Origin of the sequence: Nocardioides limicola, from assembly GCF_016827675.1 — a bacterium.
GTDB lineage: Bacteria > Actinomycetota > Actinomycetes > Propionibacteriales > Nocardioidaceae > Nocardioides > Nocardioides limicola.
Genome location: NZ_JAERJA010000009.1, coordinates 15,332 through 29,361, shown reverse-complemented (window position 1 = coordinate 29,361; position 14,030 = coordinate 15,332). Strand labels below are relative to the sequence as shown.

Sequence of the window (14,030 nt, the reverse complement as noted above, 5' to 3'; positions counted from 1 at the left end):
CCGCCGAGCCGCCACCATGGTCGGTATGACTGACATCCAATCGAGCCTCGGACACCTGTTCACCGCGATCGACCACGTCGGCATCGCGGTCCCGGACCTGGACGAGGCGATCGCGCTCTACACCGAGAAGTTCGGGATGCGGGTCGCGCACACCGAGACCAACGAGGAGCAGGGCGTCCGTGAGGCGATGGTGGCTGTCGGTGACACCGGCGCGCACATCCAGTTGCTGGCTCCGCTGTCGCCGGACACCACGATCGGCAAGTTCTTGGACCGCAGCGGCCCCGGCCTGCAGCAGCTCGCCTACCGGGTCAGCGACATCGACGCCGCCTGCGACGTCCTTCGCGAGCGCGGTGTGCGGCTGCTGTACGACGTCCCCAAGCGCGGCACCTCGAACTCTCGGGTGAACTTCATCCACCCCAAGGACGCCGGCGGTGTGCTGGTCGAGCTGGTGGAGCCCTCCCCCGACGCCCACTGAGGCGCCCGGAACGTCCCGAAGTGTCCCGGAACTGAGACGTCCGCCACGTAACCCCCACCGCACCGCTACTGCTGGGTATGTTGTGCGCGATCCGAACCCCCTAGGAGTGAATCAGAGTGCAGAACATCCTGGACGCGATCGTCGCCGGTGCGTCGGCCGACGAGTTCGCCAACATCTCGCTTCCGGAGTCCTACCGGGCTGTCACCGTCCACAAGGACGAGGTCGACATGTTCGAGGGCATCCCGAGCAAGGAGAAGGACCCGCGCAAGTCGCTCCACCTCGACGAGGTCCCGATGCCCGAGCTCGGCCCGGGCGAGGCGATCGTCGCCGTGATGGCCTCGGCGATCAACTACAACACCGTCTGGACGTCGATCTTCGAGCCGGTCTCGACCTTCGGCTTCTTGGAGCGCTACGGCCGTGAGTCCGAGCTCGCCAAGCGTCACGACCTGCCGTACCACATCGTGGGCTCGGACCTGTCCGGCGTGGTGCTGGCGGTCGGCGCCGGCGTCACCAAGTGGAAGCCGGGCGACCGCGTCGTCGCGCACTGCCTCTCGGTGGAGTTGGAGTCGCCCGACGGCCACAACGACACGATGCTCGACTCCTCGCAGCGGATCTGGGGCTTCGAGACCAACTTCGGCGGCCTCGCCGACGTCGCCATGGTCAAGGCCAACCAGCTGATGCCCAAGCCCGAGCACCTCACCTGGGAGGAGGCCGCCTCCCCCGGTCTGGTGAACTGCACCGCCTACCGGCAGCTGGTCTCGACCAACGGCGGCAACATGAAGCAGGGCGACAACGTGCTGATCTGGGGCGCCTCCGGTGGCCTCGGCGGCTTCGCGACCCAGTACGCCCTCAACGGCGGCGCGAACCCGGTCTGCGTGGTCTCCAACGAGGAGAAGGCGAACATCGTCCGCTCGATGGGTGCGGAGATGGTCATCAACCGCTCCGAACTCGCGCCGAAGTTCTGGAACGACGAGGGCACCCAGCAGAACCCCAAGGAGTGGAAGCGCTTCGGCGCCGCCATCCGCGAGCTGACCGGCGGCGAGGACATCGACATCGTCTTCGAGCACCCCGGCCGGGAGACCTTCGGGGCGAGCGTGTTCGTGACCCGCAAGGGCGGCACCATCACCACCTGCGCGTCGACCACGGGCTACATGCACGAGTACGACAACCGCTACCTGTGGATGAACCTGAAGCGGATCATCTCCAGCCACTTCGCGAACTACCGCGAGTCGTGGGAGGCCAACCGCCTCATCGCCCAGGGCAAGATCCACCCGACCCTGTCGCGGACCTACACGCTGGAGGAGACCGGCCAGGCCTCCTTGGACGTGCACCACAACAAGCACCAGGGCAAGGTCGGCGTGCTCTGCCTGTCCCCCGAAGAGGGGTTGGGCGTGCTGAACACCGAGATGCGCGAGCAGCACCTGGACGCGATCAACCGGTTCCGCGGGATCTGATCGGCGCGCGTCTAGCAACCAGGTTGTCCGATCGGGGACACTGGTCACCTGTGGGTGACCAGTGTCCCCGCTCCCATTCCAACTCTTGAGGGAAAGTTGCAACCATGACTGAAGAGGGCCTGTCCATCTTCGACGAGAACGACACCGACACCGCCGACAACCGCGGCGGCCCGGACTCCGAGCGCACCCAGGTGATCCCTGCAGTGCCGAAGCAGCCCGGCCCGCCGGCAGCCGCGCCGAAGGCACCGGCGGCCGCCCCGACAGCACCGGCGCCGACCCAAGCGGCGCCACGCCCCGTCCAGGCCCCTTCGTTCACCCAGGTGCGCAAGGGCGGCTACGACCCGGCCGCGGTCGACACCGCGGTGCGTCAACTGCTCACCGAGAAGTCCGGCCTGGGCAACAGCCTGGAGGCGAGCGAGCGGCGGGTGATCGAGCTCGAGAAGCAGCTAGGTCAGCTGAAGAAGCAGCTCGACGAGGCGGAGAAGCCGTCGTACGCCGGTCTGGGTGGGCGTGCCAGCGCCATGCTGAGGCTTGCCGAGGAGGAGGCTTCCGAGGTGCGGGAGGAGGCCCACCGCGAGGCTGCGGAGATTCGCGAGCAGGCCACCCGCGACGCCAAGGCGATCCGCTCCGATGCCGCCCGTGAGGCCGAGGACATGCGGTCGGTGCAGTTGTCCGACCTCGATGACACGCGGGCTCGGATCATGGCCGAGGCCGAGCAGGAGCGTTCGCTGGCCCAGTCCGAGGCCCAGGATGTGCGAGCCGCGGCCCGTCGCGAGGCGGACCAGCTGCGCCTGGCCGCCGAGCAGGAGGTCAACGAGCTCCGCACCGGCGCCCAGTTGGAGGCCGAGAAGGTGCGCGCTGGCGCGGACCGTGAGGTGCAGGAGGCCCGCCGGATGCTGGCGGTGGAGAAGGAGCGTCTGGCCCGGGAGGCCAGCGACCACCACGCCAGTGCGATGGGTGAGACCAAGAAGCTCGTCGAGGAGGCAGAGCTGCGGGCCGAGGCGGCGGAGCGGCGCGCTTCCGAGGCGCTCGCTCAGGCGAACAGTGCGCGGCAGCAGGCCCAGTCCGAGGCCGAGGCGACCCTGTCCCGGGCTCGTCGGGAGGCGGAGCAGATCGTGAACTCCGCTCGCACCCAGGCCGAGTCGCTGACGTTGACCGGTCAGGCCGAGGCGGAGCGGGAGCTCGCCGCGGTCCGGGCCGAGGTCGACCGGATGGCCAAGCGACGCGACGCGATCGGCGCCCAGCTCACCGCGCTGCGCGACGTGATGTCGGGGTTCGGCGACGACGACTGAGCCGCGATGACGAGGGCCCGAGGTCAGTTGACCTCGGGCCCTCGCTCTGTCTCAGGGCCTACGGCCCTCGCTTGGTCTCAGGGCCTCTGGCCCTCGCTTGGTCTCAGGGGTTGACCCAGAAGAGCTCTGCCGACTCGCAGGTCGGCGGCACGTTGATCTGGACGTCGGGGTCACCGAAGCCGCCGCCGAAGGCCACCTCGTCGCCGGGTGCGTACTCGGCCGCACCGACCACGAGCAGGTCGTCGTTCCAGTGCGCCGTGCCTCGCGGGAAGACCGGGATCGTGGCCGAGCCGTCCTCGACCACCACGGTCAGGCACCCCGCGGTGAGGGTGAGCTCACCGGTGAGCAGCGCGTCCATTCCGAGTGAGTCACCGGAGTGGGTGGAGACAGGGCTGATGCCGGGCACACCCGTGGCCGGCGGCGACTCCGAGCCGTTCGTGTCGCCGTTGGGGTCCCCGTTCGTTTCAGGGGGCGATTCCGCGCCGACGGGGTCCGTGGCCGAGCCATCGTCGTCGGAAGAGCAGGCGACGAGCAACGCGCCGATCAGGGCCAAGGAGACGATCCGAAACAGTGCACTCACGCCCGGATCATTGCATGACTCAGGTGGTCAGGCGGCCACCAGTGGCCGTTCGCCGGCCTTGACCGCGACCACCCCGGCCAGCACCAGCACGCCGCCGAGGAGCTGGACCAGGCCGGGGAGTTCAGACAGCAGCAGCCAGGCGAACAGCAGCGCCGCCACCACCTCGGCCAACCCGACGAAGGAGGCGAACCGCGCACCGAGTCGACGGGTGGCCTCGATCCCGGTCACGTAGGCCAGCGCCGAGGCGAGCACCACAAGCGCCGCCATCGGCACCCACCAGGCCACCGACGCTCCGGCCAGTGGCACCTCGACGAAGGCCGCGGCGAGCGGGATCAGGCCCAGTGCCCCGGCAGCCAGCAGGGCCAGGCCGCCGACGAGCAGGCCCCCGGCCGCCAGCACCAGGGGCGGCAGGCCGGCCCGCTCCTGTGCCGACAGCACGAAGTACATCGCCAGCCCGGCCATCGCACCGAGGCCCCACAGCACGCCGACCAGGTTCACCCCGGCCCCGGCCAGGTCGAGCAGCAGCACCAGGCCGAGACCGGCCAGCACCATCCCGATCACGGTGGTCCGGGTGGGCACGGCCCCGTGCCGGAACCAGAACCAGGCCACCACCAGCACCGGGGCGGTGTACTCGATCAGCAACGCCACCCCGACCTGCAGGTGCACCACCGCGGAGAAGAAGCAGAACTGGGCGACCGCGACCGCGGTGACGCCGTACAGAGCGATGAACCGGGTGTTGTCACCCAGCAGCGACCACCGGCCGCGCATCGCCATCGCCGCGGGGATGGCGAGCACCGCGAAGCCTCCGAGGATCCTGACCACGGCCACCGCGCCGGTGCTCCAGCCTGCCTCGACCAGCCCCTTGGCCAGCGAACCGGCCATTCCGAAGGCGAGCGCGGAGACGAGGGCGTAGCCGATGCCCGGCAGGGCGGCGGACACCGAGCGCGAGCCGGCGTCATGAGTCAACGTGGTCATAGGGCATTACGCTACGTGGAGATGGGGTAATCTGTCAAAGTGGTTTTCGCTCATGACACCCGCGCGTCCCTGATCGCCGCCGTCGACCTGGTGAACACGGCCGGCGACCCCGATGAGTTGGGCTCCCTCGAGGAGCTCAACGCGTTCTTCGACGACCATGAGTACTCCGGCTCTCCCCCGCAGTCCGAGGATGACGTGGCGGCGGTCCGGGCCCTGCGGCCCAGGCTGCGGGAGTTGATCACCAGCAGTCGGGACCAGGCCGTCGAGCAGGTCAACACGATGCTGCGGGAGGCCGACGCCCTCCCCCAGTTGGTGCGCCACTCGGGCTGGGACTGGCATCTGCATGCCGTGGATCCGGACAAGCCGCTGGCGACCCGGGTCCTGGTCGAGACCGCGATGGCGATGATCGACGTGATTCGTGCCGACGAGATGAGCCGGTTCAGCACCTGCGCCGACGACGGTTGCACCGGCATCGTTCTCGACCTCTCCCGGAACCGGTCCAAACGCTTCTGCAGCACCGCCTGCGGCAATCGGCACGCCCAGGCGTCCTTCCGGGCCCGGCAGGCCGAGGACTCCTGAGCCTGGCTCGTCTGGGCGCTGGCCCGTCAATGACCGTGGTCCGAACGGCCATCGGAATTGAGTCGTGTCAACGCGAACCAAGCCAGCACGATCAGCACCGGCCATAGAGCGAGGCGTTCGAGGGCACCCGACGCAGGGTTGTCACCGGAGAGCACGAACAACACGGCCGCCGTGCCGGTGACAGCCCCCGCGGCCAACAGCGCCCCGGCCAGTCGCGGCCCGTCGTGCCGCACTCGCGCACTGAGAAGGATGAGCGCGATCGGCTGCGCCACGAACAACGGTGCCGCGGCCATCGCGTGCAGGGTGGCGTCCTGGTCAAGGGGCGCGAGGCCGGTGGCGACCGAGCTCAGCCCGGAGACCACGAGCAGCCCCGTCACCCAGGGCCCGAGAGAGCGCGCGAGCAGCACCGCACCGCCGGCCAGCAGCGCACCGAAGACCATGAACGAGCCGTTCATCAGTTCGTGTCGCGGCGAGCAGTACGTCGCCAGGCAACCGACCTCACCGAGTCGGCTCACCGAATCGGAGAGGAAGCTGTAGCGGCCCGTCGTTGCCGCGGCCACAACGAACTCGATCGCGATGTAGGCCGGGCGCATGAGCAGGGCCAGCGCTCCCCAGCGCTCAGCCCAGACCCCGGCGACTCCGAGGCGCCGTCGTCCTTGTGCCAAGGGCATCAGGTCACCCTAGTCGTTGCGCGAGGCACCGCAGCGGCATCGTGGTGGTCGTGCGTGACGACACCGAGTTCACTCGGCGAGCGCCGTGGCGCACCAGTCATTCAGCGGGTGCAGGGCCCTCCAGTCCGCCCGGATCCGATCGAGGAGTTCGGGGGTGTGGATGACCGGCTCGAACCCATAGCTGCGCATGCCGACCAGGGAGCGATGCCTCAATAGTTCGATCCGCGGATGGTCGGCAGAGATGCCCCGCGGAGAGGTCTTGAGCCGATCGCCCTCGATCGTCCAGCCGCTCGCGTTGAGTTGGGCGACCACCCGCTCCAGTGCCGCACCCTGGCGGCGATCCTGTACGGCGGCCCGAAAGGCCGCCAGTCGGGTGCTGTCGGCCTCGTAGAAGCCACCGCCGACACGCACGCCGCGGGCCGAGAGTTCGACGTACCAACCGGCAGCCGGGGCGAGCCCGACGAAGGCACCCTGATGGGTCTTGTAGGGCGCCTTGTCCCTGCTGAACCGGACATCCCGGTAGGGCCGGAACACCTTGGCGGCGCCGAACTCCGGGGCGAGGGCGTCGGTGAGCGCCACCATCGGCGCGTGCACCTGCTCCTTGTAGACGTCCTTGTGGGACTCCCAGAAGGACTTGGTGTTGTCGACCTCGAGGTCGTCGTAGAAGTCGAGCGCGGCGACGGGGAAGCCTTGGAAGGTCACCGCCCCATTGTGCCTGTGCGGTGACGCGCCCGTTTCGGGGAAGTCTCGGTGCACCAGGTGACCTCAACCTTCCCCAAAGATCAGCCCTGTGGGTCGACCAGCACCGCGGCAGCCTCCCGAGTCACCAACTCGATCGGCACCCCCGGCACCATCAACGACTCCGGAATCTCCTGCCACCCACCACCATCAACCCGGAACCGCCCCACATACGTCGTATCCACCCGCGGCCGAAACACCTGCCCCGCCCACCGATACACATGACTCACCGACCCCACCGGCAACGGAGCACCCGGCGACGACGTCGTCACCACCCGATGCCGCTCCTCCCACACCGACTTCCCCTCCGTGAACCGCCACGTCCACGACACCGGCGACGCCTCCACCTCCACCTCCACCCCGAACAACACCACCACCTGACGACTCGGCTCCGTATTCGTCGTATAGAAGTTCGTCTCCAACTGCACCAACGTCCACCCACGATCCGGCTCCACAAACAGCTCCGCCGCCGGCCACTCCAACCGCTCGAACGCCCGCTGCACCACCCCCGGCGTCACCGCGAAGGGATCCTCTCCTGCGACTCTGCAGAAACTCCCCCGGTACTCCCAGGATTCTGGTCCTTCGTCGGGCTGGCGTGCGTCGCGTCGGAAGACTTCCCAGAACTCACCTGCCTCTCCCCCACGTACACATGACGGCGTGAAGAGACAGTCCCCACCATCGTCACAAGGCTGGCGAAGAAAGTAGATCCAGTGCGACTCGGCAGTGGCCGCCTCATGTCCCCACCCGGCAGCATCTCGCTTGCAGACACCGGACACCATCCCGAGGTCACCAGTCGCTTCGGCGTTCTCAGACGGACACTCTCGGTTCGGACTTGATGCCACGGAGGGACCGGCAATTGACGTGGCCAGACTGGCTACGAGGACCCAGACAAGGACCAGGGTCCCCACTCGCAGAGCGCTCATCGGACGAACTCGCCGTAGGCACGGACATGCCACGAGTCACCCGCGCGAACGATCTCAACGTAGGCGTCGTAGACGTTTTCTTCTGAGGTCCGGGGCTCCTCGTCGGCCGACTCCTTGTACTCAGACTGGCTCGTCTCGGCGACGAACCGGTACTCCCTCACCGGGCCAACTCGACCATGCAACTCAAGGTCCCTGATCTGCCACGGATTCGTCTTCACATGGCCGCCCGCCGCATAGAAGCGCTCAATGGTGTCGGCGAAGCCCTGGCATGGCTCGCAGTCTGGCGTCATGGACCGGTAGTCGGTCGTGTCGCCGGAGTTCTGCATGGCAGCGCTGACCTCGACCCATCGGCGGATGAAGTCCTCAGGGTCTTCTCGCTCCACCGGCTCCGCAGTCGGCTCGGGCTCCGGCTCCGGAGCAGGGGTCGGCGCGACGGTCGGCTCCGGCTCAGGCCCCGGGTCGTCGCCGGTACACGCGGACAGGGCACCGGCCATCGCCACAACAACGGCAGCGACGACAGCAGTGCGACGTCGAAGAATCACGAGGGGACCTCCCGAGCAAGGCAACCAGATCAGGAGGCAGGCTACCCAGCCACCCCGGACAGGGGGAAGCCCTGTGGTTCTCCCTGTGGACAAAGGGCCATCCGCTGAACCCGCACGCTGGTTCAGGTGCGGCGGTGGTACCTGACGCTTCCGTCGGGGAGCAGGGTGTGGTCGTAGCCGGGGTCGTGGGATCGGTGGTGGTGGTGGGAGCACAACAACATCCCGTTGGCCACCGAGGTCCCCCCACCCTGACTCCAGGCATGGGGGTGGTGCACATCGCACCACTGGGCGGGCACCGTGCACCCCTCGGCCCGACAATGCTTGTCCCGCAACCGGATCGCTTTGCGTTGCACCGGAGTGTGGAGTCGGCTCTTGCGGCCCACGTCCAGGACCTCGCTGCCAGAACCCAGCACCATCGGGATCAGGGCGGCCTGACAGGCAAGCCGGCGTACCTCGGCCGCAGACATCCCGACATCACCGTCCCACCCCAGGCCCGCGGCGCCCACGCCGGCACGGAGCCGGTCCAGGTCCATGGTGATGATCACTGTGGTCGCATCACCGCCATGGGCCGGGAGCCCGGCCGGGTCGAGACGTTCCAACAGGTCCCGCAACGCATCAGCCAACAACTTCGGACGCGGCACCCGCCGCCCATCAGCGGCCGCGGCCTGCTTACGAGGCTGGGCGAACGCCTCCAGATAGGCGCTCAACCGCCGCCCTACCGACTCCGGCACCACCCCAGTGATGCGCATCGTCCCGTCCCCGACCTCACGCAGAGTGAGCCGGGACCTGCCTGCGGCGTGCTCGTCGGTCTCGGCCTGCCGCCGCGCCTCGGCCTCATCAGCCTTCTCCGGGTTCACCACCCGCACCAGGTGCCGGCCCAGGGCCCGCAACGCCCGCGGGTCAAGCCTGGAGGCCTCCTCGACCATCACTGCCTCGGCCTTCACCAGATCCTCGGCATCGAGATCCTCGGCCACCTCACCCAACACCGCGGCGATCACCCGGGCCTGCTCCAACGACACCATCCCGCTACTCAACGCAGCCCCGGTAGCCACCCACCGCCGGTCCAGCTCGGCCGCCAACCTCGCATCAGCCTTGGCCGCCCGCACATCCTGACGAGTCTCGGCCGCCAACCAGCCACCGACGTCACGCGCCCCCACCGACTCAGCCACCTCACCAGCACCGGCCATCACCCGCAACAACAACCCGTCCAACCGCGACCGCACCCCGACCAGCCGCGCCAACACCTCGGCCTTGGCCGGGGTGGGCAGGTACAACGGCTCACACCCCACCGCACCCGCCAGCGCCTCCTCCACCACCGCCACACACTCGATCAACGGATGCGTCAACACTTCCGAATACACGCCAGTCACCACCTCGGGTTCGCAGGAGTCATCTCGACTGCGACGCCGGGGGGCCACGGATCCGTGGTCACTGCCACCGTGCTGCGTCTCACCGTTCCGGCTTCGAACACCCCTACATGGAGGAGACACCTCACCGAACCAGCTGCCATCAAACGTACACCAGTTCGGAAATAGACACAACCTCAAGACCAAATCTCCACCCCCGACACCCCCGACCGGCCACAACCCCCCTTTCGACCGGCCACAAACCCCACCTCGCGCGGCCACAAACCCCACCTCGCGCGGCCACAAACCCCACCTCGCGCGGCCACAAACCCCACTTCGTCGGGGGGTGGGTCGGGGGGTGGGTCGGGGGGTGGGGCGGGGGGTGGGTCGGGGGGTGGGGCGGGGGGTGGGGCGGGGGGTGGGTCAGGGGGTGGGGAGGAGGAGTTGCTGGGCGGCGGAGCGGAGGGCGGCGAGGGTGGCGGCCACGGCGGGTCGGGCCAGCGTCGACGTGCGCGCCACCGCATCGATCTCCCGAGCCACCGGCGCACCCGGGATCGCCCGCCGAACCACCCCGGCAGTGCCGACCCGCGCGGTCAGCGCCGGCACCGCGGCGATGCCGGCACCATGGGCGACCAGGCTCAGGATCACCGACTGCCCTTCGAACTCCCAAGCGCCCGCCGGCACCCCGCCGTACGGCGCCATCAGCCGCTCGACTCCAGCCCGGGACGGCTCCCCCGGCGGCGCAATGATCCAGGACTCATCGACGAGTTCGCCGAGGTCGACCGGAGCGTCGGGGTTGGCCAGCCAGTGCCTCCGGGGGACCGCGAGTTCCAAGGGGTCGTGGACCAGGTGCTGCGTGAAGAGTGCGGGGTCGGCGGCCGGCGCGCCTGCCCAACGCTCCACCAGGGCGATGTCGGCGACCCGCTCCCGCACTGCCGCCACCCCGGCCGGGCCAACGGCCTCGACGAAGACCAGACGGAGTTGCCGATGCCGCCGCAACTGCCTCACCAGCAGCGGGGCGAACGCCAGCGCTGCGGACGGAAGCGCCGCCACCCGCACCTCGCCCGAGATGACCCCCGCCTGGGCCGCCAGCGCAGCCTCGGCGTCCTCGGCCGCAGCCAGGATCAGCTGCGCGTGCTCCGCCAGCAGTCGGCCGGCGTCGGTGAGCTCGGCGCTGCGGGCACTGCGATCGAGTAGCCCCACCCCGGCCTCCTGCTCCAATCGGACCAGTTGCTGGGAGACCGCCGACGGCGTGTAGCCGAGAGCCTCGGCCGCGGCAGCGATGCTGCCATGCCGGGCGAAGGCGACCAACAGCGAGAGCCGATGGGTGCTGAGCATCATTAATCCTTATGCTTAGAGCCAGTAATCAATGCTTGTAGTTAAGCATGCTGGCGTCGACGATGGGAGGCATGAAGGTCTCCGCCACGCTCGCCATCAATCAGGAACTCCTCGCCCGCCGCCAGGCCGGACAGCCGGTGCTGCCGATGGGCTTCGGGGAGGTCGGCCTGCCGGTGCACCCCCGACTGCGGCACGCCCTCGCCGAGCATGCCGGCAGGAACGGCTACGGCCCGGTGGCCGGCGTCGACGAACTACGCACCGCCGCAGCCGGCTACTGGGCCCGCCGCGGCCTGCCCACCGACCCCGCCCAGGTGGTCGCCGGGCCGGGCAGCAAGGCGCTGCTGTACGCCGTACTCCTGGCCGCGGAGGCCGACGTCGCACTGCCCGCGCCGAGTTGGGTCAGCTACGCGGCCCAGGCGACGCTGGCCGGTCGGCGGGTCTGGCATGTGCCGGTGGAGCCCGGCCAGGGCGGCGCCCCCGACCCGGCACGCCTGGCGGCGATGCTGGCGGAGGCCTCGGCCGCCGGGGAGGCCCCCCGGGTGCTGGTGCTGACGGTGGCCGACAACCCGACCGGGCGGGTGGTCTCGACCGCGACGGTGGCCGCGATCGCCGCGCTCGCCGAGGCGCACGACCTGCTGATCCTCTCCGATGAGATCTACGCCGACCTGCCGCACGACCCGGACACCGTGGTGCCCAGCCCGGCCTGGTTCGCCCCCGAGCGGACCGTGGTCACCACCGGATTGTCCAAGTCGCTGGCGGTGGGCGGCTGGCGGACCGGGGTGGCCAGGTTCCCCGCGGGCGCCCGTGGCGAGGCACTGCGCGACCGAGTGCTGACCATCGCCAGCGAGATCTGGTCCGCGGCGCCGCTACCGGTGCAGCACGTGGCTGCCGATGCGTTCGCCGAGCCGGTGGAGTTGCGGCAGCGGATCCTGGCGAGCGCCCGGTTGCATGGCCAGGTGGCTGCGTCCGCAGCCGCCCGGCTCCGCACGGTGGGTGCACTGCTTCCCGACCCGCAGGCCGGCTTCTATGTCTACCCGGACTTCGCCGAACTGGCCGAGCCGCTCGCCCGGCGCGGCATCACCGACGCAGCAGGGCTGTCCCGATGGCTGGTCGACCAGCATGGTCTCGGCTCGGTGCCGGCGCCGGAGTTCGAAGGCCCGGTCGATGCGCTCCGGGTCCGGTTCACCACCAGCATGCTGTACGGCGAGAGTGACACCGAGCGACTCGCCTCGCTGCAGGCCGACGACCCGCTGGCGCTGCCGTGGATCTCGGCTCAGTTGGATCGCTTCTCCGAGGCACTGGACGACCTGCTCGGCTCACCCTGAACCGGCAGCGGCCGGTCAGCGGGTGAAGCGACGCAGCACCTCGATGAAGACCTCGGGCTGCTCCGAGTGCACCCAGTGACCGGCGTCCTTGATGGTCACCCGCCGGGTGCGCGGGAAGTAGCCCTCCATCACCGACGCGTACTCCTCGGTGATGTAGTTGGACCGCTCGCCCGCGATCCACAACACCCTGCCGTCGTACGGCGGCAGCCCGGCCAGTTCGTCACCCGGCCAGCCGCTGAGCGTCTCGAGATCCCGCCGCAGCAGGGCCAGGTTGAACTGCCACGACCAGCCGTCACCGTCGCGGCGCAGGTTCTGCAACAGGAAGCCGCGCACCACCGGATTCGGGACCGCCTCGACCAGGGCGGCGTCGGCGTCCTCGCGCCGCTGCAGCGCACTCAGATCCAGTGCGAGCATCGCGTCCATGTAGCCGGCGAACTCCTCGCCGTGGGCGTAGGGCACCGGTGACACGTCGACCACACAGAGCCGCTGCACGAGCTCGGGGTGGCGCAGCGCCAGCACCATCGCGATCTTGCCGCCCAGCGAGTGGCCGACCAGCGTGACCGGGGTGGCCGGGTCCAGCAGCTCCGCGACCTCGTCGGCGGCGGCGACGAAGTCCCAGCGCTCGGTCCACGCCGAGCGGCCGTGGTTGGGGATGTCGACCAGCAGCACCCGGTGGTCGGCGGCCAGGGACTTCGCGTGCTGGGTGAAGTTGCGGCCCTGGCCGAAGAGCCCGTGACAGAAGACGACCGCGCTGCCCGCGTCGCCGTGGGTGGTGGTGTGCAGCACGGGGTCAGTCTGGCATTGCCAGTGCCTGCACCCGCGCGCAGATGTCGCGTACGGCGCCCGCCAGCTCCGGTGGCTGCTCGATCCGCAGCGGATGACCCAGTCGCAGCAGGTACCAGACCAGCCACTCCGGGTCGTCGTACCCGAGCAGCAGTCGACAACTCGCCTCGTCCACCTCGACCACCTCCCCGGCGGCCGGCGACACCTGGTCGCGGAGGACCGCGGCCGGCGCCTGGACGCGCACCTGCGCCGTGGTCGGGTACGCCGATTGGCTGAGCGAGCGCTGCACGTACTCGAGCGGGTCCGGATGGTCGCGGAGCTGGAAGCGCCAGGTGCCGACCCGCACCTCGCCCATCCGGTCCAGCCGGAAAGTCCGCCAGTCGTCACGGTCGAGGTCGAAGGCCATCAGGTACCACCGTCGCCCGGTGGCCACCAGCCGGACCGGCTCGACGTGACGCTCGGCGGCCCGGTCGTCCCTCGTGGTGTAGTCGAAGCGGACCCGGACCTGGTCGCGGCAGGCCCGAGCCAGCCGGAGCAGCGCCTCGCCGTCGACCTCGATCGACCCGCCGAGCAGGATGTCGGTGGCCTCGGAGATCGCGTGCACCTCCGAACGCAGCCGCGGAGGCATCACCGCGTCCAGCTTGGCGAGGGTCCGCAGGGCGGCCTCGCTGGCCCCGGTGACCGTGCCTCCGGCGGCCAGTCGCAGCGAGATCGCGGTGGCCACCGCCTCCTCGTCATCGAGCAGCAACGGCGGCAGTTCCTTGCCACGACCGAGTTGGTAACCACCGCCGGCGCCCTGTTGTGCGTGCACCGGGTAGCCGAGCACTCGGAGTCGCTCGACGTCGCGGCGGATGCTGCGGGTGGTCACACCGAGCCGCTCGGCCAGCTCCGGGCCGGTCCAGACCGGTCGCTGCTGAAGCAGCGCGAGCAGGCGCAACAGCCTGGTGGTGGTCTCACTCATGGGTTCACCCTGCCATGCATAGAGGACAGGATCTGTCCTGTTTCTACG

At 69.6% G+C, this 14,030-nt stretch carries 15 protein-coding genes; 5 read left to right on the top strand and 10 right to left on the bottom strand.

Features of this window, described 5'->3' with window-relative positions; translation table 11 throughout:
• Positions 1-25: 25 nt before the first annotated feature.
• The 3 genes from mce to JKG67_RS14385 all read left to right on the top strand — a co-directional run bounded on the left by mce (position 26) and on the right by JKG67_RS14385 (position 3,221).
• Positions 26-475, top strand: a complete 450-nt coding sequence (gene mce, locus JKG67_RS14395) for a methylmalonyl-CoA epimerase (RefSeq protein WP_203338031.1) — start codon at positions 26-28, stop codon at positions 473-475.
• Positions 476-591: 116 nt separating this feature from the next.
• Positions 592-1,929, top strand: coding sequence for a crotonyl-CoA carboxylase/reductase (ccrA, locus tag JKG67_RS14390; protein ID WP_203338030.1), 1,338 nt, complete (start codon positions 592-594; stop codon positions 1,927-1,929).
• A 104-nt stretch (positions 1,930-2,033) separates the two neighbouring features.
• On the top strand, positions 2,034-3,221 hold the full coding sequence (locus tag JKG67_RS14385; protein ID WP_203338029.1) for a coiled-coil domain-containing protein: 1,188 nt from the start codon (positions 2,034-2,036) through the stop codon (positions 3,219-3,221).
• Between the two features lie 103 nt (positions 3,222-3,324).
• On the opposite strand, the gene JKG67_RS14380 is transcribed toward JKG67_RS14385, so the two are convergent.
• Both JKG67_RS14380 and JKG67_RS14375 read right to left on the bottom strand, forming a co-directional pair.
• Complete coding sequence (locus tag JKG67_RS14380; protein ID WP_203338028.1) at positions 3,325-3,801, bottom strand: hypothetical protein; 477 nt, start codon at positions 3,799-3,801, stop codon at positions 3,325-3,327.
• A 27-nt stretch (positions 3,802-3,828) separates the two neighbouring features.
• Complete coding sequence (locus tag JKG67_RS14375; RefSeq protein ID WP_203338027.1) at positions 3,829-4,776, bottom strand: EamA family transporter; 948 nt, start codon at positions 4,774-4,776, stop codon at positions 3,829-3,831.
• Between the two features lie 39 nt (positions 4,777-4,815).
• On the opposite strand from JKG67_RS14375, the gene JKG67_RS14370 reads away from it, so the two are divergent.
• Entirely contained in the window at positions 4,816-5,355 is a 540-nt protein-coding gene (locus tag JKG67_RS14370) for a CGNR zinc finger domain-containing protein (protein WP_203338026.1), read from the top strand.
• 26 nt (positions 5,356-5,381) lie between these two features.
• Here JKG67_RS14370 and JKG67_RS14365 read toward each other — a convergent pair whose 3' ends face one another.
• The 6 genes from JKG67_RS14365 to JKG67_RS14340 form a co-directional block, all read right to left on the bottom strand.
• Positions 5,382-6,026, bottom strand: coding sequence for a DUF998 domain-containing protein (locus JKG67_RS14365; protein ID WP_203338025.1), 645 nt, complete (start codon positions 6,024-6,026; stop codon positions 5,382-5,384).
• A 69-nt stretch (positions 6,027-6,095) separates the two neighbouring features.
• The gene (locus JKG67_RS14360; RefSeq protein ID WP_203338024.1) at positions 6,096-6,728 is read right to left on the bottom strand and encodes a DUF2461 domain-containing protein; all 633 of its coding nucleotides are present in this window, start codon (positions 6,726-6,728) and stop codon (positions 6,096-6,098) included.
• An 80-nt stretch (positions 6,729-6,808) separates the two neighbouring features.
• Complete coding sequence (locus JKG67_RS14355; RefSeq protein ID WP_203338023.1) at positions 6,809-7,282, bottom strand: hypothetical protein; 474 nt, start codon at positions 7,280-7,282, stop codon at positions 6,809-6,811.
• 401 nt (positions 7,283-7,683) lie between these two features.
• Positions 7,684-8,229 (bottom strand): hypothetical protein, encoded by a 546-nt coding sequence (locus tag JKG67_RS14350; protein ID WP_203338022.1) that lies wholly within the window; start codon positions 8,227-8,229, stop codon positions 7,684-7,686.
• Between the two features lie 122 nt (positions 8,230-8,351).
• The gene (locus JKG67_RS14345) at positions 8,352-9,590 is read right to left on the bottom strand and encodes an HNH endonuclease signature motif containing protein (RefSeq protein ID WP_203338021.1); all 1,239 of its coding nucleotides are present in this window, start codon (positions 9,588-9,590) and stop codon (positions 8,352-8,354) included.
• A 408-nt stretch (positions 9,591-9,998) separates the two neighbouring features.
• The gene (locus JKG67_RS14340) at positions 9,999-10,913 is read right to left on the bottom strand and encodes a LysR family transcriptional regulator (RefSeq protein WP_203338020.1); all 915 of its coding nucleotides are present in this window, start codon (positions 10,911-10,913) and stop codon (positions 9,999-10,001) included.
• Positions 10,914-10,984: 71 nt separating this feature from the next.
• On the opposite strand from JKG67_RS14340, the gene JKG67_RS14335 reads away from it, so the two are divergent.
• Positions 10,985-12,238, top strand: a complete 1,254-nt coding sequence (locus JKG67_RS14335; protein WP_203338019.1) for a pyridoxal phosphate-dependent aminotransferase — start codon at positions 10,985-10,987, stop codon at positions 12,236-12,238.
• 15 nt (positions 12,239-12,253) lie between these two features.
• Here the strand turns inward: JKG67_RS14335 and JKG67_RS14330 are convergent, their stop codons facing one another.
• Positions 12,254-13,024 carry an alpha/beta fold hydrolase gene (locus tag JKG67_RS14330; RefSeq protein WP_203338018.1) on the bottom strand — a complete coding sequence of 257 codons (771 nt, stop codon included), beginning with the start codon at positions 13,022-13,024 and terminating at the stop codon, positions 12,254-12,256.
• Between the two features lie 4 nt (positions 13,025-13,028).
• Entirely contained in the window at positions 13,029-13,982 is a 954-nt protein-coding gene (locus tag JKG67_RS14325) for a helix-turn-helix transcriptional regulator (RefSeq protein ID WP_203338017.1), read from the bottom strand.
• Between the last annotated feature and the right edge of the window lie 48 nt (positions 13,983-14,030).

Coding starts and splice junctions, on each gene's coding strand:
- mce (WP_203338031.1), top strand. CDS start 26: ATGACTGACATCCAATCGAGCCTCGGACACCTGTTCACCGCGATCGAC.
- JKG67_RS14385 (WP_203338029.1), top strand. CDS start 2,034: ATGACTGAAGAGGGCCTGTCCATCTTCGACGAGAACGACACCGACACC.
- JKG67_RS14375 (WP_203338027.1), bottom strand. CDS start 4,776: ATGACCACGTTGACTCATGACGCCGGCTCGCGCTCGGTGTCCGCCGCC.
- JKG67_RS14365 (WP_203338025.1), bottom strand. CDS start 6,026: ATGCCCTTGGCACAAGGACGACGGCGCCTCGGAGTCGCCGGGGTCTGG.
- JKG67_RS14340 (WP_203338020.1), bottom strand. CDS start 10,913: ATGCTCAGCACCCATCGGCTCTCGCTGTTGGTCGCCTTCGCCCGGCAT.
- JKG67_RS14335 (WP_203338019.1), top strand. CDS start 10,985: ATGAAGGTCTCCGCCACGCTCGCCATCAATCAGGAACTCCTCGCCCGC.
- JKG67_RS14325 (WP_203338017.1), bottom strand. CDS start 13,982: ATGAGTGAGACCACCACCAGGCTGTTGCGCCTGCTCGCGCTGCTTCAG.